Origin of the sequence: Streptomyces sp. AHU1, assembly GCF_045343905.1 — a bacterium.
Taxonomy (GTDB): Bacteria; Actinomycetota; Actinomycetes; order Streptomycetales; family Streptomycetaceae; genus Streptomyces; species Streptomyces triticiradicis.
The window spans coordinates 2,937,923-2,959,417 of the sequence record NZ_CP174283.1 but is presented as its reverse complement, the minus strand read 5'-3'; the positions used below and the strand labels follow the sequence as shown (position 1 = coordinate 2,959,417).

20 protein-coding genes and 1 riboswitch are annotated in these 21,495 nt (G+C 73.3%); of the genes, 11 read left to right on the top strand and 9 right to left on the bottom strand.

Annotation, left to right across the window (positions count from 1 at the left end):
* The first annotated feature begins 120 nt into the window (after positions 1-120).
* The gene (locus tag ACICHK_RS13400) at positions 121-1,290 is read left to right on the top strand and encodes a steroid 3-ketoacyl-CoA thiolase (RefSeq protein WP_406837068.1); all 1,170 of its coding nucleotides are present in this window, start codon (positions 121-123) and stop codon (positions 1,288-1,290) included.
* Positions 1,291-1,364: 74 nt separating this feature from the next.
* Here the strand turns inward: ACICHK_RS13400 and ACICHK_RS13395 are convergent, their stop codons facing one another.
* Entirely contained in the window at positions 1,365-2,051 is a 687-nt protein-coding gene (locus ACICHK_RS13395) for a YoaK family protein (protein ID WP_406837067.1), read from the bottom strand.
* A 230-nt stretch (positions 2,052-2,281) separates the two neighbouring features.
* Here ACICHK_RS13395 and ACICHK_RS13390 point away from each other — a divergent pair, with 230 nt between their 5' ends.
* The 3 genes from ACICHK_RS13390 to ACICHK_RS13380 all read left to right on the top strand — a co-directional run bounded on the left by ACICHK_RS13390 (position 2,282) and on the right by ACICHK_RS13380 (position 5,700).
* Positions 2,282-4,078: a substrate-binding domain-containing protein gene (locus ACICHK_RS13390; RefSeq protein ID WP_406837066.1), complete on the top strand. Its 1,797-nt coding sequence runs from the start codon at positions 2,282-2,284 to the stop codon at positions 4,076-4,078.
* A 106-nt stretch (positions 4,079-4,184) separates the two neighbouring features.
* On the top strand, positions 4,185-4,985 hold the full coding sequence (locus ACICHK_RS13385; protein WP_406837065.1) for a hypothetical protein: 801 nt from the start codon (positions 4,185-4,187) through the stop codon (positions 4,983-4,985).
* 1 nt (position 4,986) lies between these two features.
* On the top strand, positions 4,987-5,700 hold the full coding sequence (locus tag ACICHK_RS13380) for a hypothetical protein (RefSeq protein ID WP_406837064.1): 714 nt from the start codon (positions 4,987-4,989) through the stop codon (positions 5,698-5,700).
* A gap of 89 nt (positions 5,701-5,789) precedes the next feature.
* Here the strand turns inward: ACICHK_RS13380 and ACICHK_RS13375 are convergent, their stop codons facing one another.
* From ACICHK_RS13375 to ACICHK_RS13350, 6 genes are all read right to left on the bottom strand, one after another.
* Positions 5,790-6,209 (bottom strand): transglycosylase SLT domain-containing protein, encoded by a 420-nt coding sequence (locus tag ACICHK_RS13375; RefSeq protein WP_406837063.1) that lies wholly within the window; start codon positions 6,207-6,209, stop codon positions 5,790-5,792.
* Between the two features lie 379 nt (positions 6,210-6,588).
* Entirely contained in the window at positions 6,589-7,422 is an 834-nt protein-coding gene (locus ACICHK_RS13370; RefSeq protein WP_406837062.1) for an ECF transporter S component, read from the bottom strand.
* Positions 7,419-9,104: an ABC transporter ATP-binding protein gene (locus ACICHK_RS13365; RefSeq protein ID WP_406837061.1), complete on the bottom strand. Its 1,686-nt coding sequence runs from the start codon at positions 9,102-9,104 to the stop codon at positions 7,419-7,421. Before ACICHK_RS13365 ends, ACICHK_RS13370 begins: the two co-directional genes overlap by 4 nt.
* Positions 9,101-10,393, bottom strand: coding sequence for an energy-coupling factor transporter transmembrane component T (locus ACICHK_RS13360; RefSeq protein ID WP_406837060.1), 1,293 nt, complete (start codon positions 10,391-10,393; stop codon positions 9,101-9,103). Before ACICHK_RS13360 ends, ACICHK_RS13365 begins: the two co-directional genes overlap by 4 nt.
* A 10-nt stretch (positions 10,394-10,403) precedes the next feature.
* Entirely contained in the window at positions 10,404-11,060 is a 657-nt protein-coding gene (locus tag ACICHK_RS13355; protein ID WP_406837059.1) for an SCO2322 family protein, read from the bottom strand.
* Positions 11,057-12,298 (bottom strand): prenyltransferase/squalene oxidase repeat-containing protein, encoded by a 1,242-nt coding sequence (locus tag ACICHK_RS13350; protein ID WP_406837058.1) that lies wholly within the window; start codon positions 12,296-12,298, stop codon positions 11,057-11,059. The genes ACICHK_RS13355 and ACICHK_RS13350 overlap by 4 nt, the downstream gene beginning before the upstream one ends.
* Positions 12,299-12,431: 133 nt before the next feature.
* A riboswitch (cobalamin riboswitch) is annotated at positions 12,432-12,495 on the bottom strand.
* Positions 12,496-12,608: 113 nt separating this feature from the next.
* Between ACICHK_RS13350 and ACICHK_RS13345 the strand changes: the two genes are divergently transcribed.
* Complete coding sequence (locus ACICHK_RS13345) at positions 12,609-13,271, top strand: phosphotransferase (protein WP_406837057.1); 663 nt, start codon at positions 12,609-12,611, stop codon at positions 13,269-13,271.
* A 32-nt stretch (positions 13,272-13,303) separates the two neighbouring features.
* Here the strand turns inward: ACICHK_RS13345 and ACICHK_RS13340 are convergent, their stop codons facing one another.
* Complete coding sequence (locus ACICHK_RS13340; RefSeq protein WP_406837056.1) at positions 13,304-14,383, bottom strand: MBL fold metallo-hydrolase; 1,080 nt, start codon at positions 14,381-14,383, stop codon at positions 13,304-13,306.
* Between the two features lie 203 nt (positions 14,384-14,586).
* On the opposite strand from ACICHK_RS13340, the gene ACICHK_RS13335 reads away from it, so the two are divergent.
* The 3 genes from ACICHK_RS13335 (at position 14,587) to ACICHK_RS13325 (ending at position 17,222) form a co-directional block, all read left to right on the top strand.
* Entirely contained in the window at positions 14,587-16,044 is a 1,458-nt protein-coding gene (locus ACICHK_RS13335; RefSeq protein WP_406837055.1) for an aldehyde dehydrogenase, read from the top strand.
* 2 nt (positions 16,045-16,046) lie between these two features.
* Entirely contained in the window at positions 16,047-16,280 is a 234-nt protein-coding gene (locus ACICHK_RS13330) for a ferredoxin (RefSeq protein ID WP_103552709.1), read from the top strand.
* A gap of 78 nt (positions 16,281-16,358) precedes the next feature.
* Entirely contained in the window at positions 16,359-17,222 is an 864-nt protein-coding gene (locus ACICHK_RS13325; protein ID WP_406837054.1) for a tetratricopeptide repeat protein, read from the top strand.
* Between the two features lie 26 nt (positions 17,223-17,248).
* On the opposite strand, the gene ACICHK_RS13320 is transcribed toward ACICHK_RS13325, so the two are convergent.
* The gene (locus tag ACICHK_RS13320; RefSeq protein WP_406841217.1) at positions 17,249-17,848 is read right to left on the bottom strand and encodes a TetR family transcriptional regulator; all 600 of its coding nucleotides are present in this window, start codon (positions 17,846-17,848) and stop codon (positions 17,249-17,251) included.
* A gap of 340 nt (positions 17,849-18,188) precedes the next feature.
* On the opposite strand from ACICHK_RS13320, the gene ACICHK_RS13315 reads away from it, so the two are divergent.
* Genes ACICHK_RS13315 through ACICHK_RS13305 form a run of 3 tightly spaced genes read left to right on the top strand, consistent with a single transcriptional unit; the run spans position 18,189 to position 21,456 of the window.
* On the top strand, positions 18,189-19,634 hold the full coding sequence (locus ACICHK_RS13315) for a glycosyltransferase family 4 protein (RefSeq protein WP_406837053.1): 1,446 nt from the start codon (positions 18,189-18,191) through the stop codon (positions 19,632-19,634).
* Positions 19,628-20,377, top strand: a complete 750-nt coding sequence (locus ACICHK_RS13310) for a class I SAM-dependent methyltransferase (protein WP_406837052.1) — start codon at positions 19,628-19,630, stop codon at positions 20,375-20,377. Before ACICHK_RS13315 ends, ACICHK_RS13310 begins: the two co-directional genes overlap by 7 nt.
* Positions 20,374-21,456: a prenyltransferase/squalene oxidase repeat-containing protein gene (locus tag ACICHK_RS13305; protein ID WP_406837051.1), complete on the top strand. Its 1,083-nt coding sequence runs from the start codon at positions 20,374-20,376 to the stop codon at positions 21,454-21,456. Before ACICHK_RS13310 ends, ACICHK_RS13305 begins: the two co-directional genes overlap by 4 nt.
* The last annotated feature ends 39 nt before the right edge of the window (positions 21,457-21,495 follow it).

Below are 21,495 nucleotides of genomic sequence, written 5' to 3'. Positions count from 1 at the left end.
AACTGCGAGCAGAACTGGTACGCGTTCTAGTTCTGCGCGGTGGGTGGGCCGGGACGCCCCGCGCTGCGCGGGTCAGCTGGGCCTGGCCGCCGGGCAGGCCTGAGGAGAGGACGAGCCCCCATGGCCGCGGAACCCGTGATCGTCGAAGCCGTACGGACCCCCATCGGCAAGCGCGGCGGCGCGCTCGCCAATCTGCACCCCGCCTATCTCCTGGGCGAGACCTACCGTGAACTCCTCGGCCGCACCGGCATCCCCGCCGACTGCGTCGAGCAGATCGTCGGCGGCACGGTGACCCACGCCGGCGAGCAGTCGATGAACCCCGCGCGCACGGCCTGGCTGACGGTGGGTCTGCCCTACGAGACGGCGGCGACGACGGTCGACTGCCAGTGCGGCTCCTCGCAGCAGGCCTCGCACATGGTCGCCAACATGATCGCGGCGGGCGTCATCGACGTCGGGATCAGCTGCGGTGTCGAGGCGATGTCGCGGGTGCCGCTGGGCTCGGGGTCCAAGCACGGGCCGGGCAAGCCGTTCCCCGACGAGTGGAACGTCGACCTGCCGAACCAGTTCGAGGCGGCCGAACGGATCGCGCGCCACCGCGGGCTGACGCGCGAGAACGTCGACTCGCTCGGGCTCATCTCGCAGGAACGGGCGGCCGTCGCCTGGTCCGAGGAGCGGTTCAAGCGTGAGACGTTCGCCGTGCAGGTGCCCACCACCGAGGACGAGCAGCGGGCCGGGCAGGGCATGTGGCGGCTCGTCGACCGTGACGAGGGGCTGCGCGACACCTCCATGGAGGCGCTGGCGAGGCTGAAGCCCGTGATGCCGACCGCCGTCCACACCGCCGGCAACTCCTCGCAGATCTCCGACGGCGCGGCCACCATCCTGTGGGCGTCCAAGCGGATGGCGCGGGCGCTGAAGCTGCGGCCGCGGGCGCGGATCGTGGCCCAGGCGCTGGTGGGCTCCGACCCGCACTTCCACCTGGACGGCCCGATCGACGCCACCCGGGCCGTGCTCGGCAAGGCCGGGATGTCGCTGAAGGACATCGACCTCGTCGAGATCAACGAGGCCTTCGCGTCCGTCGTGCTGAGCTGGGCGCAGGTCTTCGGGCAGGACCTGGAGAAGGTGAACGTGAACGGGGGCTCGATCGCGCTCGGGCATCCGGTGGGGGCCACGGGGGCGCGGCTCATCACCACGGCGCTGCACGAACTGGAGCGGACGGACAAGGAGTTCGCGTTGATCACGATGTGCGCGGGTGGGGGGCTGGCCACGGGGACGATCATTCAGCGGTTGTGAGGTGCGGGGGCGGGGCCGGGCCGGGTGCGGATGCGGGTGCCGGTTTCGGTTTCGGTGAAAGCTCCGGCCGGGCCTCACTCCCGGCCGGAGGCCGTCGCCGCCAGGGCCGCCGGTACGAGCGCGGCGATCAGCAGGGGGAGGGCGAGGCCCTGGTGCAGAACCAGCCACGCGCCGAGCAGGGCGCCCGCCGCCATCGCCAGCACGGAGGCGGTCCGGCGCGGGGAGTGACGGCCCGCGCCGCCGCCGAGGCGGGAGTCGGCGGCCAGGCCCGTCAGGGTCATCGTCAGGACGGTGGTCGTCAGGTCGGCGACGCCGAGCCTGCGGACCGTCGCGTTGCGCAGGCCCATCGCGAAGGCCGTCACGGCGATCACGGTGTACGTGGTGGCGGTGGCGCCCGGGGCGGCGAAGGCGGCCGCCGCGCAGGCCGCCGTCAGGACGGCCTCGGCGGCGAACACGGCGCGGGCCCAGGTGCGGCGGGAGCCGTCGGCGAGCCGTACGGCGGTGCGGCCGCCGGTCGCCGCTCCGGCGAGGAAGCAGCACAGGGAGGTGAGGGTGTGCGGTACGGAGAAGCCGGGTGCTCCGGCGGCCGCGAAGCCGAGCACCACCACGTTGCCGGTCATGTTCGCGGTGAAGACGTGGCCGAGGCCCAGGTAGCTCACGGCGTCGATGAGTCCGCTGACCACGGTCAGCGACAGCAGCGCGGGAACGAGTCGCAGGCCTCGTGACTCGGGGCCGTGCCGCTTGTCCGTCCGCGTGGTCATGGGGATCAGTCCACCACGGCGGGTGCGGGTGTGCCCGCCGCCGGGCGGCCGACGTGCGGGAGGCGGTCCCGGCGGCGGTTCGTTCCGACGGCCTTAACCGGAAAGGCACTTTCGTACACCTGTCCTGAAGCGGGAGGATGGGGCGGGCGTTCGCAGGCTTTCGCGGGGTGGACCGTCATGTTCGACCGCCCGTCCCGTGCCGATCGGTCGTGACCGACTTCAGGGGGAGCATGAACCGACGCACGGGTGCTCCGGGAGTGCGCAGACTGCCGCTCGTGGTGGGCACGGCGGTGGGGCTGGTGGCGATACTGGCCGCCTTCCTGGTGATACGTCAGGTCTCCGACGACGGACCGGCCTGCGATGTCACCCTGGAGGTGAACTCCTCCACGGAGAAGGGTGATCTGCTCGCCGAGCTGGCCGAGAAGTACAACGCGGCGGAACGCAGGACGGCATCGGGCCGGTGCGCCCGGGTGTCGGTGTCCGAGACGAGTTCGGGCGTCGCCATGCAAGCACTCGCGCAGGGCTGGGACGAGAAGCGCGACGGCGCGCCGGAACCGCAGGCGTGGACGCCGACCTCGTCGCTGTGGCTCACGCTGCTGACCGAGGAGGGCGGCGCGTCGGACCGCACGGTTCTCGGCGGGGACACGCCCGTCTCCCTGGCCACCAGCCCGCTGGCCATCGCCATGCCCCGGCCCATGGCCGAGGCGCTGGGCTGGCCGGAGAAGAAGATCGGCTGGCGGGACGTGCTGTCACTGACCAAGAAGGGGTGGGGCGCGTTCGGCCACCCCGAATGGGGCGGCTTCCACCTGGGCAAGGACAACCCGCACACCTCCACCTCGGGTCTGGCGGCGACCGTGGCCGCCTTCTACGCCGCGACCGGCCGTTCCAGCGACCTCACCCTCGACGACGTCGAGGACGGCAAGTCCCGGGCGTTCGTGGCGGGAGTGGAGGCCGGCGTGCTCCACTACGCCTCCGACGCGACCGCCTACATGGCCAATCTCGCCGAGGCCGACGCACACGGCCAGGCCCTGTCCTACGCCAGCGCCGTCGTCGTCCAGGAGCAGCTGATCCACCTGTACGACCGGGGAAGCCCCACCGGTGACATCAAGAAACTCGACAAGGGGACGAAACCGAAGGTGCCCCTGGTGGCCGTGCACCCGGACGACGGCACCCTCATGCTCGACCACCCCTTCGTGGTGCTGCCCTCGGCGAGCGGGGAACAGCGGGCGGCCGCCGCGGACTTCCGCGCCTTCCTGCTCGAACCCGCGCAGCAGAGCAGCTTCCAGCACTACGGTTTCCGCGACCACGAGGGCAACGCCGGGCGCGAACTGGCCGCCTCGGTGAGCCTGCCCGACGAGGGAAGGCGGAAGCTGTCCCTCATCGACCCGCCCGCACCCAAGGTGCTCCGCGCGGTTCTCGACGGCTGGGACGAACTGCGGAAGAAGGCCCGGGTGGTGCTGGTGATGGACGTCTCCGGCTCGATGAACGCGACCACCGGAAGCGGGCAGTCCCGGCTGGAGGCGGCCAAGAAGGCCGCCGTGACCGCCCTCGACCTGTACCACCCGGACGACGAGGTCGGACTGTGGGCCTTCTCCACCGAGACCGAGGCCGGCCAGAAGCCCTACCGGCAGATCCTGCCGCCAAGCCCCATTCGGGACGGCAAGAAGCAACTCGCCGACGCCATCGACGGGTTGAGCGCCTCGGGCGGCACGGCGCTGTACGCCACGGTGCGCGCCGCCCAGCAGGAGGTCCTGGCCGATCTCGACACCGACCGGATCAACGCGGTGGTGGTCCTGACCGACGGCAGGAACGAGTACCCGGCCGACAACGACCTCGACGCCCTGCTGCGCGACATCGACGCGACCCAGCTGGAACGCTCGGTGCGTGTCTTCACCGTCGCCTTCAGCGGCCAGGCCGACTTCGACACCCTCAGCAAGATCTCCGCGGCCACCAGGGCCACCTCGTACGACGCCCGCGACCCCGCCGTCATCGACAAGGTGATGGTCTCCGTCATCAGCAACTTCTAGCCGTGCCCGGTTTCCGCGCGGGGCCGTGCGGCGGCGGGCCCCGGTGACGAACCGGCCACCATCACCCCGCCCCGCGCGGGACAGGACGAGAGGCGGTGAGCGCACGATGAACGGCCCGCGCCTTTTGGCCGTGGCCCCGGCCGCGCTGCTGGCCGCGGCAGGCGCCTCGGCGGCTCTCCTGGCAGGGGCCTCCGCCGCCGTGGCCCTGCCCGTCGGCGCCGGCATCGGTCTCCTGGTCTGGGCAGCCCAGACCGTCACCGACCGGCTGACCGGAGGGTCCGCCGCCGGTCCCCGGCGACCGCCGGATCCCGCGGGACCCGCACCGGCGCGGGCCGGGCTGCCTCCCGACGTCGGACGCTGGCTGGAGCGGGCCTCGGCCGCCGCCGACAGACTCGACCGTCATCAACGCGACAGCACCGACTCCACCCTCACCGAGGTGCTGGCCACGGCCGTCACCTTCGTCCGTGCCGCGGCCGACGAGCTCCGCGCCCGGGCCGAGGCCGTCCGGATCATCGACGCCGCCACCGCGGGCACCGACCCCGAGGCCGTACGGGGCGACCAGCGACGGCTGGAGCAGGAGGCCCGGTCCCGGCAAGGTGCCCTGCGGGAGGCCAAGGAGGCCTCCGCCCGTGCGGCCGGCGAACGCGCCGCATCCCTGGAACGGCTCGCGGAACTGCGCGAGATCCTCATGGCCACCCTGGAATCGACCGTGCTGCGTCTGGAGGCCGCCGCCGAACGCGGTTCCCTGCTGCTCTCCCTCCACGCCGCCGGCGACGTCGCCGCGTCCGAGCCGGACCTCACCCTCCTGGAGCAGGAGCTGGAAGCGGTGCAGGCCGGGCTCGACAAGCTCGACGACGTCAGCCGCTCACTGCACTACACCGGCCCCGCCCCTCCTGAGGAGAGGTGACATGGCGCGGCCGGGCAGGAACGGGACGTCGCGGGTCGCTGCGCGGCGGGTGGAACTCGTTCTGCCGGGGGTGCTGGAGTTCCTGCGGACGCGCGTGCGCCCCAGGCGCAAGAAGTATCTGCTGGCGGGGGTGATGGTCTGGTCGCTGGTGGTCACGCCGACGGCCGTGTTCCTCGGGGGACGGAGCGAAGCGTGGGGGCTGGTCTCGGTCGTCCCGGGGAGCCTCAGCCTTGTCTCGGCACCCTTCGTCGCCGATGTCTGGGACTTCCGGTCGGGCTCGGGTCTCCGGGAGCGCCTGGCCGTGGCGCCCGTGGTCACCGCCGCTGTCTTCCTCGTCGCGGGCCCCTTCCTGGTCCCGACGGTCCTGCACGAGATGGCGGGACATCCGGTCCGGGTCCGGGTGATGGAGGCGAGTTCCACTCACGAGGGGGGAACGGGCGACGACGGGCCCGAGCGGATCTCCTATCGGATCGCCGACGCCGTGACCGAACAGGACCTGGGCCTGCTGTTGTACGGGCTGCCCGAGTGGACACCGGCCGGCACGGTCATCGAGGTCTCCGTGGTTCCGGGCGGCTGGTCACCACCGGTCAGCGTCGAACGGCTGGACGACGGCGGCGCACGACCGTACGTGACCGTTTTCGCCGGCACGGCCGCCGCCCACGTGCTGGTCTGCGCCGCAGCGTGGTTCGGGTGGCCGCGCAAGGACGCGCGGTGACGGTGCCGACGGCTTCGGGCGGTGGGCGGGTACGACGGAAGGCGGCAACCCCGGGAAAGGGGTGCCGCCTTGCGTATGCGTGGGGCTGATCAGTACCAGCCGTTGGCCTGCCAGAAGCTCCAGGCGCCGGCCGGGCTGCCGTAGCGGGAGTTCATGTAGTCCAGACCCCACTTGATCTGGGTCTTGGGGTTGGTCTTCCAGTCGGCGCCGGCGGAGGCCATCTTCGAACCGGGCAGGGCCTGGACCAGGCCGTACGCGCCGGAGGAGGAGTTGGTGGCGCTGACGTTCCAGCCGCTCTCGTGCTCGACGATCTTGCTGAAGGCGTTGAACTGCGAGGCGTCCGGAATCATCTCGCGGGCGATCGACTTCGCGGCGGAGGCGCTGGTCGGCGTGGCGGCCTGGGCGGGCGCCGCGGCCAGGACCATACCGGCGGTGGCGGCGGCCACGGCGGTACCGGCGAGGGCCTTCTTGGGGGAAGAGACGATGCGGCGGATGACGGAGACGGACACGGAGAACCTGTTTCTTCGGGGACATGGAGTCGCTCGTGCGCCGTGTCCACGTGGTGTGTGGAAGGAGCGGCGTACGTCGGCGCCGCGGCCCGTGGGGGCTCGTGGCGCCTGGCGACGTCCTCAAGACAAACAGGATCCGGACCCGTCCGCAATGACCCCTTTTACTAGTTGTGGTCGCATTCGGGATGGAAGGCCGTCGTGTGATGCGGCTCTCAAAGTGCAGGTCAGGGGGCCTAATGGCGAGGGCATGACATGCGTTTCGGTCTACGAAGCCGCTTCGTATGTGACGTGGGCCCTGTGGGCCGCTTCACCCCGCGGTTGACGGACGGTGCGGGGAGGGACACGCGGTGCTGCCGGGAGGTGTGACGTGGGTCCCGGATCACCGGGGGTCGAACGTGACCGGGCTCTCGAAGGCCGCCCGGCGCGTGGCCCGGCGCAGTGCCTTGAGCAGGGTCGTGCCGATCGTCAGGGTGAGGACGACGGTGACGACCGCCCGTCCCAGGTCCCAGCCGAGGGAGGTGGCCAGGCAGTACGCGACGAACCGGGCGAGGTTGGCGGGGACGGCGGCGTCCGGGTCGAAGGCGATGTTCGAGGCCAGCGCGTCCATGAAGGGCCAGCCGGCCAGGTTCATGACGGTGCCGTACGCGAAGGCGGCCAGGAAGCCGTATCCGGCGAGCATGAACAGTTCCGCGCGGCCGCGCAGCCGGTCCGGGCCCGGCAGGAGGCCGGCCCCCATCGTGAACCAGCCCATGGCCAGCATCTGGAAGGGCATCCAGGGCCCCACCCCGCCGGTCAGCAGCGCCGACGCGAACATGGTCACGCACCCGAGCACGTAGCCGAACCCCGGCCCGAGCACCCGGCCGCTCAGCACCATCAGGAAGAACATCGGCTCGATGCCGGCGGTCCCGGCCCCGATCGGGCGCAGCGCGGCGCCGGTCGCGGCCAGCACGCCGAGCATGGCGACCGCCTTCGGGCCGAGTCCCGACTCGGAGATCGTCGCCGCGACCACCGCGACCAGCAGGACCAGGAGCCCCGCGAACAGCCACGGGGCGTCCTGGGCGTGCGCGCTGACCTGGGAGCCGGGCCCGGCGAACAGTGGCCAGGCGAAACCGGCGGCTCCGGTGGCACTGACCAGGACCAGGGCGGCCGTGGAACGCGGACCGAGGCGGACGGCCCGGGCCTGGGGCTGGGGCTGGGGGCGGGCGGCGGTCATGCGAGGGCCCTTCTGACCTGGGCGACGGTGAGCCACGGCTCGGGGGCCAGGACCTTGGCGACCTGCGGGGCGAAGGACGGGGACGCGACGACCACCTCGGCGGTGGGACCGTCGGCGACGACCTCGCCGTCCGCGAGGATCACCACACGGTCGGCGAGCTCGGCGGCGAGTTCCACGTCGTGGGTGGCCAGCACGATGGCGTGTCCCCCGGCCGCGAGGGCGCGCAGCACCGTGACCAGCCGGGCCTTGGCCGCGTAGTCGAGGCCCCGGGTCGGCTCGTCGAGGAGCAGCAGCGGGGGGCGGGCCGTGAGGACGACGGCCAGCGCCAGCGCCAGTCTCTGGCCTTCCGAGAGGTCACGGGGGTGCGTGTCGTCCGCGATGTCCGGCAGCAGCTCGGAGACCAGCGCCCGGCAGGTTCCGGCAGCGGCCCCGGCGTCCTCGTCGGCCGCCGCGCACTCGGCGGCCACCGTGTCCGCGTACAGCAGGTCCCGCGGCTCCTGCGGTACGAGTCCCACCCGGCGCACGAGGTCGCGCGGTGCCGTCCGGTGGGGTGCCGCCCCGCCGACGCGTACGGAACCGGCCGTCGGCTCGACCAGTCCGACCAGCGCCGCGAGCAGCGTCGACTTCCCGGCGCCGTTGCGGCCCATCAGCGCGACGGTCTCGCCCGGCCGCGTGGCCAGGTCGACCCGGCGCAGCGCCTCGACGCGCCCGCGCCGGACGGCCAGTGCCTCGACGACGGCCGGCTCGGACGACGGCCGGGCGGCTGTCGAACCGCGACCGCGCAGGAGGCGGGAGAGGGGGGAGGGGGCGGGGCGTGCGGGTGCCGGAGGGAGGGGAGCGGTGGGGGCGGCCGGTGCCGGAGGCGCTGTGGCCAGGCGCTCGCGCAGGGTGCCCGCCCGGCGCCTCGCGTCGCGCACGGTCAGGGGGAGCGGGGACCAGCCGGCCAGGCGGCCGAGGTCCACCACCGGCGGGTACACCGGGGAGACGGCCATGATCTCGGACGGGGTGCCGACGGTCAGGGGAGCGCCCGGCGCGGGGAGGAGGGCGAGCCGGTCGGCGTACTGGACGACGCGTTCCAGGCGGTGCTCGGCCATCAGGACCGTGGTGCCGAGGTCGTGGACCAGGCGCTGCAGGACGGCGAGGACCTCCTCGGCGGCGCCGGGGTCCAGGGCCGAGGTGGGTTCGTCGAGGACCAGGACCCGCGGGTGCGGGGTGAGCACCGACCCGATCGCGACCCGCTGCTGCTGACCGCCGGAGAGGGTGGCGATCGGGCGGTCGCGGAGGTCGGCCAGCGAGAGGAGGTCGAGGGTCTCCTCGACGCGCCGGCGCATCACGGCGGGCGCCAGGCCCAGCGACTCCATGCCGTAGGCGAGCTCGTCCTCCACCGTGTCCGTCACGAAGTGGGACAGCGGGTCCTGGCCCACGGTGCCGACCACGTCCGCGAGTTCGCGCGGCTTGTGGGTGCGGGTGTCCCGTCCCGCGACGGTGACCCGGCCGCGCAGTGTTCCGCCCGTGAAGTGCGGGACCAGTCCGCTCACCGCGCCCAGCACCGTCGACTTGCCGACACCGGACGGGCCGACCAGCAGCACCAGTTCGCCCTCCGGGACCTCGAGGTCCACGCCCCGGACGGAGGGTTCGGCCGCTCCGGCGTACGTCACGGAGACATCCTCGAAGCGGATCACGACGACTCCTCGGGGGCAGGGACAGGGGCGGGGGTTCGCCGGGGGGCCGGGGCCGTGAAGGCGGGGAGCAGGCCGAGCAGGATCGCCGCCGCCGGCCGGAGGGGGAGGTCGGGGGCGACCAGGGGGACGACACCGGGGCGCAGCCCGGCGGGGTCCTGGGAGGCGGCCAGGATCATGAGGGCCGCGACCGCGACGCCCGATCCGGCGACCAGCCAGGCCCGGGCGCCCCAGCGGTCGGGCCGGTACCGCGTCCGCGGCGAGCGGCGGCCGCCCAGCCACAGGCCGCCGAGCGCCGCGCCGAGTCCGGCGAGCAGGACCGGCAGGCCGTAGCTGTCGCCCGCCGCGGTCAGCAGTCCGTAGGTGCCGGCGCAGACACCGAGCAGGCCGCCGAGGGTGAGGGCTCCGGTGGTCCGGCGGACGGCGGCCGGGACCTCGGCCGTGCGCCCGTACCCGCGCGCGTCCATCGCCGCCGCCAGCGCGACCGAGCGTTCCAGCGCGCCTTCCAGGACCGGGAGTCCGACGTGCAGCAGGCCGCGCAGCCCCCGGTCGGGGCGGCCGCGGAGCCGGCGCGCGGCGCGCAGCCGCTGGACGTCGGCGATCAGGTGCGGGGCGAAGGTGAGCGCGACGACCACCGCGACGCCCGCCTCGTACAGCGCTCCCGGCAGCGACTTGAGCAGCCGCGCCGGGTTCGCCAGCGCGTTGGCCGCGCCGACGCAGACGAGGAGGGCGGCCAGTTTCAGGCCGTCGTAGAGCGCGAAGAGCAGGCCCTCGGCGGTGACCCGGCCGCCGATGCGCACCCCCTGTGCCCAGTGCGGGAGGGGTATCTCGGGGAGCGTGACGATCACGTGCGTGCCGGGGATCGGGGAGCCGAGGAAGACGGCGAAGGCCAGGCGGATGAGGAGGACGGCCGCCGCCAGCTTCACGAACGCGGTGTAGGAGCGGGCCCAGGGGGCGTCGGTGCGGTGGGTGGCCACGACGAAGCCGGCCACCGCCATGAGCAGGGCGAGCAGGAGGGGGTTGGTGGTGCGGGAGGCCGCCGTGCCGAGCCCCAGGGCCCAGATCCACCAGGCGCCGGGGTGCAGGGCGTTCGCGCGGGTGGCCCACGGCCCGGGTGGGCCGGGGAGGGTACGGGAACGGGACGCCCGCCCCGGCGGGCCGGCGTCCGGAGCGGGGCGCTGGGGCCCCACGGTCCCGGGGATCCGGTCCTTCTCGGACAGCGGGGAGCCCCACCGCACCGCGGGACGGCGGCCCGCGGTGGTGGTGGGGCGTTCGCGGTCGCCCTTGCTCATGACCCGTTCCTCAGCCCTTGCGCCGACGGGCCTGCCAGACGGCCGCCGCGCCCAGCGCGGCCACCGCCGCCCCTCCCGCCAGCAGGCCCACCGAGGGGCCGTGGCCGGCGGGTGCGGAGGTGTGCGGACGGGCGGACGCGGTCGGCCCGGCCGCCGCGACCGGGTCGCCGCAGCCCCTCTTCGGGTAGCCCGTGATGGCGCACAGCAGGGCGTTGGTGTCGTAGCGCAGCGGACTCGCGACCGCCGCCAGGGCCTCCGCGGTGCTCGCGTCGGGGGCGACCTGGGCGCAGGCGGTGCGCGCGGACGGGGGCGTCTCGCCGGAGGGCGCGTCGGCGGCGGTGCCCGGGTCGATGACCAGGGCCACCCGCTTCTTGCCGTGCCGGGCGGGCGTCTTGGCGCATATCGCGGCGAACTCCCGCTCCCCGCGCGGCTGTACGGCGTGCTGGGAGTCCTCGCTCACCGCGAAGCGGAAGCCCTGGACGTCGCCGTCGGACGGCCGCGCGGTCGACGGGCCCTGGGTGGCGTACGTCCACTTCCCGCCGGTCAGGTCCCAGAAGGACCAGTAGCGGTAGCCGACGGCCCGGGCCTGCCCCGCGCCGCCGAGGGCGAGGATCAGGAGGGCCAGCGCGAGGGCCAGTGCGGGCGCGGCCGTCCGACGGCCGGTCACAGCTGCTGCTTCTTGTTGCGGCCGCTGATCAGGAAACCGATGCCGATGCCCGCGACCAGGCCGACGCCGATGATCCACCAGCCGCCGAGTCCGTTGCCGTCGTCCTTCTTCTCGTCGTTCTTCTTCTCGCTCGGGCTCGCCGTGGCGCCGCCCGCGACCGGGCCCGGGCCCGTGGCGGCGAGCCGCGCGACGAGGTCCTCGCCGCCGAAGGCGCGCGGGTCGGTGCCGGTGGCGTGCGCGGCGAAGATGAGCTGCGCGTACGCGGCCGGGCCGGACTTGGCCGCCCAGTCGGCGGAGTTCTTCTCCAGCCAGGCGAGCGGCTTCCGCGCGTCCTTCGTCGCGCCGATGGCCGCGAGGGCCACGACCGCGTCGGCCGTGTTGCCGTAGTCGGGCTGGTCCTTGGCGCCGGGCAGTGCGGACTTCAGGTACGAGGTCTTCGCCATGGTCTTGGCGAGGTAGTTGGCGCCGTTGCCCGCCGCGGTCGCCAGGTCGGGGGTGTCGGAGATGACGCAGCCCGTGAGGTCGAAGGCGTTGCCGGTCTCCGCCACGAAGCCCTGGCCCATGCCGGCGGTCACGCCCGCCGCGGTCGCGTCCGCGTTCGCGGCCAGCTTGCCCTTCTTGTCGGGCTGGTAGGCGAAGGCGCCGTCGCCCTCGGAGTCGCACGACGTCGACAGCTTCAGCAGGGCGTCGTAGGGGGACTTGCCGTCCTTGGTGACGCTCGCGGGCTTCGTGCCGAGGGCCTTCAGCGCGCCGACCACGACGGACGTCGAGTTGGTGTCGCTGGGGCCGCCGGGCATGTAACCCCAGCCGCCGTCCTTGTTCTGCGCGGACTTCAGCCAGGCCACGGCCTTGCCGGTGGCGTCGTCGTGTCCGCCGAGCGCGCCGAGCGCCTGGACGGCGGCGGCGGTGCTGTTGGTGTCGACCTGGGTCTTCGCGTCGCACGCGGCGCTCGCGTCGGCGCGGTACGCGGCGAAGGCGCCGTTCGCGCACTGCTGGCCGGTCAGCCAGCCGATGGCCGAGGAGGCCGGGCTCTGGCCGACGGTGTGCTGGGCGAGCAGGGCGAGCGACTGCCGCCAGACGCCGTCGTAGGTCGGGTCGGCGGAGCCGAACAGGCCCGAGGGGAGCGCCACCGAGGGGGACGGCGAGGGGGACGAACCGGCGGCGGACGCGGCCGGTGCGGCGACCGCCCCGATGACGGCGGTGGCGGCCAGTACCGCTGCGGTGCGGCGAACAGACATGACTCTCCCTGCGGGGAGCCGGGCAGCACCGGGCACGCTCAGGCATCCGGGCGGCTCCGGCTCCGTATCCCTCGACGGTGCCGGCCGTCGGCGGGCTGCCGAGGGCACGAGCCGGTCACGTCCCGTGCGAGGCGATCCGGCTCACCACCGAAGCGGCTCACGGTTGCGGGTCAGCGCCGGATTTGCACCGGCTTCTCCTCGTAAGGGTGTGATGACGACGCGCACACTCTACCGGCCGCCCGGATTCCGCCGGGTGTTGCCCGGGACACGGGCCCGAAGTGACCTGGGTGACATCCGCTAGGTTCGGGTCATGCGTACGGGGAGACTGCTCGGCTCAGGGCGTTCGGCGGATGTCTACGAGATCGACGAGGCGTGGGTGCTGCGGCGGGACCGCGCGGGCTGGGGCGACGCGACGGCCGAGGCGGCGGTGATGCAGCACGTGCGCTCGCACGGCTATCCGGTGCCGGGCGTGCGGGCCGCGACCGGCGGGGACCTGGTGATGGAGCGGCTGTCCGGGCCGACCATGCTGGAGGCCTTCGGCCAGGGCCTGCTCTCCGCCCAGGAGGCGGGCCTCCTCCTGGCCCGGCTGCTGCGCAAGCTGCACGCCGTGCCCGCCCGGCTCTCCGCCGACCCCGGTGTGCGTGTCCTGCACCTGGACCTGCACCCCGACAACGTGATGCTCACGCCGGACGGGCCGAAGGTCATCGACTGGTCCAACACCGAGGAGGGGGCGCCCGGTCTCGACTGGGCCATGTCCGCCGTGATCCTCGCCCAGGTCGCCGTCGGCGGCGAGGCGATCGGGGAGGTGGCCGAGGAGACGCTGGAGGCGCTGCTCGACGGGAACGAGGACCAGGTGACCGAGGCGGGGCTCGTGGAGGCGGGGGCGCGCCGGGCCGCCAACCCGACGATGAGCACGCGGGAGGTCGAACTCCTGGGGGACGCGGACGGGTTGATACGGACGCTGCTGGGCTGAGCGGGCGGTGCGCGGTCGGCGGGTGCCGGGGCTCAGACCGCCACGTACGTCACCGGGTCGCTGTCCGTCACCGCCTCCGCCCGGCCCAGCTTCACCAGCCGCCGGATGTGGGCCTCGGCCTCGGAGACCGCGATGTTGCGCGACCCGTGGGGGATGTCGGCCCACGGGCGGTTCCACTCCATGCGTTCGGCGAGCTGCCAGGGCGTGAGCGGGACGGAGAGGAGCGTGAGCAGGCCGGTGAGCCGCTCCTCGTGGTGCGCGAGCAGCTCCGCCACCCGGGAGGGCGCGTCGGTGAACGCGTGCTGGTGGGCCGGGAGCACCTCGGCGGGGCCGAGCCGGCCGACGCGCTCCAGGGAGTCGAGGTAGTCGCCGAGCGGGTCGGCGATCTCGCCGAGGCCCTCGATCCCGTTCGCGTGGACGGGGCGCCCGTGGGTGTCCGGGTCTTCGTAGAGGCCGATGTGCGGGGTGATCCTCGGCAGCAGGTGGTCGCCGGAGAACAGGCGTCCGTTGCCGGGCAGCCGGTCCGGGTGGGTCTCCTCCAGGTGCAGGCACACGTGCCCGGGCGTGTGGCCGGGGGTCCAGATCGCGCGCAGCCTGCGGCCGGGCAGGGGCAGGAGTTCGCCGGGGACGATCTCGCGGTCGGGCAGTGCGGGGGAGAAGCCGGGCAGGGTGCCGGTGCGCCGGGCCGACCGGTGTGTCCCGCGGAGCGGGGCGATGTGCTCCTCGGGGGCGCCGGAGGCCTCCAGTTTGGCGGCCATGTACGCGAACCAGCGCTCGGGCCGGTTCTCCCGGGTGCGCCGGACGATCGCCGCGTCGGCGGCGTGCATCGCGATCCAGGCGCCGGACGCCTCGCGGACCCGGCCCGACAGGCCGTGGTGGTCGGGGTGGTGGTGGGTGACGACGACGCCGTGGATCTCCTCGACGGCCGTTCCGCAGGCGGTGATTCCCCGGACGAGGACGTCCCAGGACGCGGGGTCGTCCCAGCCCGTGTCGATGAGCACGGGTCCGGCGTCGGTGTCGGCCAGGTACACCAGTGTGTGGCCGAGCGGATTGTCCGGGATGGGGACCCTGATCGACCGTACGCCCCCGCCGTGATCGGTCATCTGCGTCATGCGCTTCCACCCGTCGCCGATTCCCGCCACTATAACTAGAACGGGTTCCAATGGGAGCCCGGGTCGACCATTCCGTCCGTGCGGGCGGCGGCCCGTCGCCGTGTCCGTGCCGTGGACTCGTCTCGCGGGAACTGGTATCAGTTCTCATATCTGATGAACCGTCAGACAAGGTGCCAGAGAGCGTCCTTGGGAGGCAGTCGGCCATGACCGGGCTCGTGGAACACGGACAGCTGTTCATCGGCGGGGAGTTGACCGACCCGCTCGGCGAGGACGTCATCGAGGTGATCTCGCCGCACACCGAGGAGGTCATCGGGCGGGTGCCGCACGCCTCGGCGGCGGACGTCGACCGGGCCGTCGCCGCCGCGCGCCGGGCCTTCGACGAGGGGCCCTGGCCGCGCGTGGGCCTCGACGAGCGGATCGCGGTCGTGACCCGGATCAAGGACGCCATCGCCGTGCGCCACGAGGAGATCGCCCGGGTCATCTCCTCCGAGAACGGCTCCCCCTACTCCTGGAGCGTCCTCGCGCAGGCCCTCGGCGCGATGATGGTGTGGGACGCGGCGATCACGGTCGCGCGCGGCTACACGTACGAGGAGACCCGCGACGGAGTCCTCGGCAAGCTCCTCGTCCGCCGTGAGCCGGTGGGTGTGGTGGCGGCCGTGGTGCCGTGGAACGTCCCGCAGTTCGTGGCGGCGGCCAAGCTCGCGCCCGCGCTGCTGACCGGCTGCGCCGTCGTGCTGAAGCCGTCGCCCGAATCGCCCCTGGACGCCTATCTGCTCGGTGAGATCGCGCAGGAGGCCGGGCTGCCCGAGGGCGTGCTGTCGATCCTCCCGGCCGACCGCGAGGTCAGCGAGTACCTGGTCGGGCATCCCGGCGTCAACAAGGTCTCCTTCACCGGCTCGGTCGCCGCCGGCAAGCGGGTCATGGAGGTCGCCTCCCGTCATCTCACCCGGGTCACACTGGAGTTGGGCGGCAAGTCGGCGGCCGTGGTCCTGCCCGACGCGGACCTCGCCACCTCGGTCCCCGGGATCGTCTCGGCGGCCTGGATGAACAACGGCCAGGCCTGCGTGGCCCAGACCCGCATCCTCGTGCCCCGCTCGCGCTACGACGAGTTCGCGGACGCCTTCGCCACCGCGGCGAACGCGCTGGTCGTCGGCGACCCGCTCGACCCGGCCACCCAGGTCGGCCCGCTGGTCGCCGAGCGGCAGCAGCGGCGCAACCTCGACTACATCCGCATCGGTCAGGAGGAGGGCGCCAAGATCCTGGCCGGCGGCGGGCGCCCGCAGGGGCTGGACCGCGGCTGGTACGTCGAACCGACCCTGTTCGGAGACGTGGACAACTCGATGCGGATCGCCCGGGAGGAGATCTTCGGCCCGGTGATCTGTCTGCTCCCCTACGGCGACGAGGCCGAGGCCGTGAAGATCGCCAACGACTCCGACTACGGGCTGAGCGGCAGCGTCTGGACGGCGGACGTCGCCCACGGCATCGACATCGCCCGGCAGGTCCGTACCGGCACCTACTCGGTGAACACCTTCAGCCTCGACATGCTGGGTCCCTTCGGCGGCTACAAGAACTCGGGCCTGGGGCGGGAGTTCGGACCGGAGGGGTACGGCGAGTACCTGGAGCACAAGATGATCCACCTCCCGGCCGGCTGGGAGGCCTGAGGATGGGCGACCGCTGGCGGGTCGGGGTCGACCGTTCCGTCTGCATCGGCTCGGCCCAGTGCGTCCACCTCGCCCCGGACGCCTTCCGCCTCGACTCCGCCATGCAGTCCCACCCCGTCGAGCCGGAGACCGACGCCAACGAGAAGATCCTCGAAGCGGCCGAGGGCTGCCCGGTCGAGGCCGTCATGATCTCGCTGCTGGCCGGCGGCGAACCGGTGTTCCCGCCGGAGGAATGAGCCGCGGGGCCGGGGGGCGGGAGCGGCCCGCCTCCCGGATATCCTCCGGCTTTCGACGGATCGACCGGGGCGGGAAGCGTGCAGAAGTCCGAGGCCAGGAAGCTCATCGAGGAAGCGGCGAAGGCGTGGGAGGCCGAGGAGTGGCAGCGCTCCGCCGACCTCTACGAGCGGGTGCTCGCGCGGTTCCCCGACGAGGAGCCGAGCGCGGTGTGGTGGTACGACGCCGCGCTCGCCCACAAGTTCCTGCGCAACTGGGACAAGGCCCTCGACCTCGGCCGGGAGGCGGCGGCCCGTTCCCCGCGCGGCGAGGGCGATCCCGCGTACTGGAACCTCGGCATCGCCGCCACGATCCTGCGGGACTGGACGACCGCCCGCGACGCCTGGGACGGCTTCGGCATCGAGCTCCCCGAGGGGGAGGGTGAGATCGCGGGCCGCTTCGGCGCCGCCTGCGTACGGCTGGACACCGACGGCGAGCGGGAGGTCGTGTGGATCGAGCGGTTGTGTCCGGCCCGGGGGCGCGTGGTGAACGTGCCCGTCACCGGCGGGCGGCGGTACGGCGAGATCGTGGTGCACGACGGCGAGCCCAAGGGGGAACGGGTCTACGACGGCACGACGTTCCCCGTGTTCGACGAGCTCGCGCTCTTCGAACCCTCGCCGCTGCCGACCCTGGAGGTGACGGTCGCCGCCGGCGAGGCGAGCGACCTGGAGGCCCTGCTCGCCCTGTTCACCGAGCACGGCTTCGGCGCCGAGCCGGCCAGTGCCGTGCGCATGCTCTGCGCCTGTTGCAGCGAGGGCACCCATCAGCAGGGGCGCGAGGTCCTGGCGGGCGCCCAGGCGGTGGCCCTGGCGGCCCCGGAGCCGGAGGCCCGGGGGCTGCTGGAGCGCTGGGCGGGGGAGAAGGCGATCGGCCGCAGCTGGAGCGGCCTGGAACGGGTCGGCTAGCCGGGCCGCTCCCGCCCGTGCCGGAGTTACCGGGCGTCCGGGCCGGTCAGGTCGATCAGGCGGCAGACCGTCTCGATGTCTATCTTGACCTGGGCGATCGAGGCGCGGCCGGAGAGCCAGGTGATCAGGGCCGAGTGCCAGGTGTGCTCGATGACGCGGACGGCGGAGAGCTGGGCCGGCGTCGGGTCGTCGAGCCCCATCGCGTCCAGGATGATCACCGTGGTCTGCCGCGAGACCTGGTCGACCTCGGGGCTGACGCTGCGGTCCGCGAAGGTGAGCGCGCGGACCATCGCGTCGGCCAGGTTCGGCTCGCGCTGGAGGGCGCGGAACGCCCGCATCAGGGTCTCCGCCACCCGCTCCGCGGCCGTGTCCCCGGCCGGCGGCTTCTTGCGCAGCGTGCCGTGCATGTGCTCCAGCTGGTCCTGCATCGTGGCGACCAGCAGGTGCACCTTCGAGGGGAAGTAGCGGTACAGGGTGCCGAGGGCGACCTGCGAGGACTCCGCGACCTCACGCATCTGCACGGCGTCGAAGCCGCCCCGGCTGGCCAGCTGCGCGCTCGCGTGCAGGATCCGGCGGCGGCGCGCCTCCTGCCGCTCGGTGAGCGGGGGAGAGGCGGTGTGCGACATGGGGTGCGGCCGGGTGTGCGCGGTGCCGGAGGACGCGGCGGGTGTGCCGCCCCCCGGCGCCGGTCGCGCGTTCTTCGAGTCCGCCTTGGCTTCCGCTGGCATGGGTCCGTTCCGTGACATCGGCGAGAGGGAGCGACGAGCCGACCGCAGGGCGTCACACCACCGAGTGGACCAGTTGATCCCGCCGCCCCGTCGTGGCGTGAATCACCTGATCCACCGCTCACAGCGGCGCTACCTGCCGGTAGATTCAGTGCTCCGTGAACGATCAAGTCTGAAACTTGTTCTAGATTAGCGTCCCGGCGTAATCTCGCGGGAAAGTGCAGGGAGAAGGGGACCGGAAGTGACCGCTGAGGCCATGGATGCGGACCCCGGGAAGGGCGCGGCAGCCGACGGGGAACGACCCCTGCGCATCGCGCTCCTCACCTACAAGGGAAACCCGTTCTGCGGCGGCCAGGGTGTCTACGTACGGCACCTCTCGCGCGAGCTCGCCCGCCTCGGCCACCGGGTCGAGGTCATCGGATCCCAGCCCTACCCGGTGCTCGACGAGGGTCTCGACGGGCTGAGCCTCACCGAGCTGCCCAGCCTCGACCTGTACCGCCAGCCCGACCCCTTCCGCACCCCCGCGCGGGGCGAGTACCGGGACTGGATCGACGCCCTCGAGGTCGGCACGATGTGGACCGGCGGCTTCCCCGAGCCGCTGACCTTCTCGCTGCGCGCCCGCCGGCACCTGCGGGCCCGGCGCGGCGAGTTCGACGTCGTCCACGACAACCAGACGCTCGGCTACGGACTGCTGGGGGACATCGGCGCCCCGCTGGTGACCACCATCCACCACCCCATCACCGTCGACCGGCAGCTTGAACTGGACGCCGCCGAGGGCTGGCAGCGCCGTGCCTCGGTCCGCCGGTGGTACGCCTTCACCCGCATGCAGAAGCGCGTCGCGCGCCGCCTGCCGTCCGTCCTCACCGTCTCCGGCACCTCCCGCCAGGAGATCGTCGACCACCTGCGGGTCGAGCAGGACCGCATCCACGTCGTCCACATCGGCGCGGACACCGACCTCTTCTCGCCGGACCCCTCGGTGCCCCAGGTGCCGGGCCGCATCGTCACCACCTCCAGCGCCGACGTGCCGCTCAAGGGCTTGGTGTTCCTGATCGAGGCGCTCGCGAAGGTGCGGACCGAACACCCGGGCGCGCACCTCGTCGTCGTCGGCAAGCGCGCCGAGGACGGGCCGGTCGCCCAGGCCATCGAGCGGTACGGCCTGGAGGGCGCCGTCGAGTTCGTCAAGGGCATCTCCGACGCCGAGCTCGTCGACCTCGTCCGCTCGGCCGAGGTCGCCTGCGTGCCCTCCCTGTACGAGGGCTTCTCGCTGCCCGCCGCCGAGGCGATGGCCACCGGGACCCCGCTGGTGGCCACCACCGGCGGGGCGATCCCGGAGGTCGCGGGCCCCGACGGCGAGACCTGCCTCGCGGTCCCGCCGGGCGACCCGGGGGCGCTGGCGGCGGCCCTCGGCCGGCTCCTCGGCGACCCCGCGCTGCGGGCGCGGCTCGGCTCCGCCGGGCGCGAGCGCGTCCTCGCGCGCTTCACCTGGGCCAAGGCGGCCGAAGGCACCGTGGCCCACTACCGTGCGGCGATGGCCCTCTCCGCGTCCCGGTCCCGCTCGCGCGCGGTCTCGGGCACCGACGGGCACGGCGGCTCCCCGGCGACCCCGGGAACCGACCGCGCCGAGGCGGAGGGAACTCCCGCCGAAGAACTAGTTGCAGCCAACCGCGAAAGCAGGGCCACGTGCTGACCGTCGACTTCTCCCGGTTCCCGCTCGCCCCCGGGGACCGCGTCCTGGACCTCGGATGCGGTGCCGGCCGGCACGCGTTCGAGTGCTACCGGCGCGGCGCGCAGGTCGTGGCGCTGGACCAGAACGCCGACGAGATCCGCGAGGTCGCGAAGTGGTTCGCGGCGATGAAGGAGGCCGGGGAGGCACCCGCCGGGGCGACCGCGACGGCCATGGAGGGCGACGCGCTCGCGCTGCCCTTCCCCGACGAGTCCTTCGACGTCGTGATCATCTCCGAGGTCATGGAGCACATCCCGGACGACAAGGGCGTCCTCGCCGAGATGGTCCGCGTGCTCAAGCCGGGCGGCCGCATCGCCATCACCGTGCCGCGCTACGGCCCGGAGAAGGTCTGCTGGGCGCTGTCCGACGCCTACCACGAGGTCGAGGGCGGCCACATCCGCATCTACAAGGCGGACGAACTGCTCGCGAAGATCCGCGGGGCCGGCCTGCGGCCCTACGGCTCCCACCACGCGCACGCCCTGCACTCGCCGTACTGGTGGCTGAAGTGCGCGTTCGGCGTCGACAACGACAAGGCGCTGCCCGTGCGGGCGTACCACAAGCTGCTGGTCTGGGACATCATGAAGAAGCCGCTGGCCACCCGGGTCGTCGAGCAGGCGCTGAACCCGCTGATCGGCAAGAGCTTCGTGGCGTACGCGACCAAGCCCCACCTGCCGAAGGCGGCCGTGTCCGAGGCGGACGCCACGTGACCACTCCCCGGCGGACAGAACACCTCGTCCTGCCCGGGGTCCTCACCGCGGAGGAGGCCGCCGCCACCGTGCGCGGGATCCTCGCGGTGCAGCGCCCCGACGGAGCCATACCGTGGTTCCGCGGCCACCACCTCGACCCGTGGGACCACACCGAGGCCGCCATGGCGCTCGACGCGGCCGGCGAGCACGAGGCCGCCGAGCGGGCCTACGAGTGGCTGGCACGGCACCAGAACGAGGACGGTTCCTGGTACGCGGCCTACGCCGACGGGGACTTCGAGGACGTCACCGACCGCGGCCGCGAGAGCAACTTCTGCGCGTACATCGCGGTGGGCGTCTGGCACCACTACCTGGCGACCGGCGACGACGCGTTCCTGGACCGCATGTGGCCCGCCGTCTTCGCGGCCATGGAGTTCGTACTGCGGCTCCAGCAGCCCGGCGGGCAGATCGGCTGGAAGCGCGAGGACGACGGACGGGCGGTCGAGGACGCGCTGCTGACCGGGAGTTCGTCGGTCCACCACGCGCTGCGCTGCGCGCTCGCCATCGCCGAGCAGCGCGAGGAACCGCAGCCCGACTGGGAACTGGCGGTCGGCGCGCTGCGGCACGCGATCCGGCTGCACCCGGAGCGGTTCCTCGACAAGGACCGCTACTCCATGGACTGGTACTACCCGGTGCTCGGGGGCGCGTTGACGGGCGCCGAGGCCAAGTCCCGCATCGAGGAGGGCTGGGACCGCTTCGTGGTGCCCGGGCTCGGGGTGCGCTGCGTGGTCCCCAACCCGTGGGTGACCGGTGGCGAGTCGGCCGAACTCGCCCTGGCGCTGTGGGCGGTGGGCGAGTCCGACCGCTCCCTGGAGATCCTCCAGTCCATCCAGCACCTGCGTGATCCGGAGTCCGGTCTGTACTGGACGGGCTACGTCTTCGAGGACCGGGCCGTGTGGCCCGAGGAGCTCACCGCCTGGACGGCGGGCTCCCTGCTGCTGGCGGTCGCCGCGCTGGGCGGCGACGAGGCCACCTGCGCGGTCTTCGGGGGCGAGCGCCTGCCGGTCGGCCTGGACCCCGACTGCTGCGCGCCGACCCACTGAAGGTCCGGACGGTCCTGGTCCGCCAGGCCGTCCGGACTC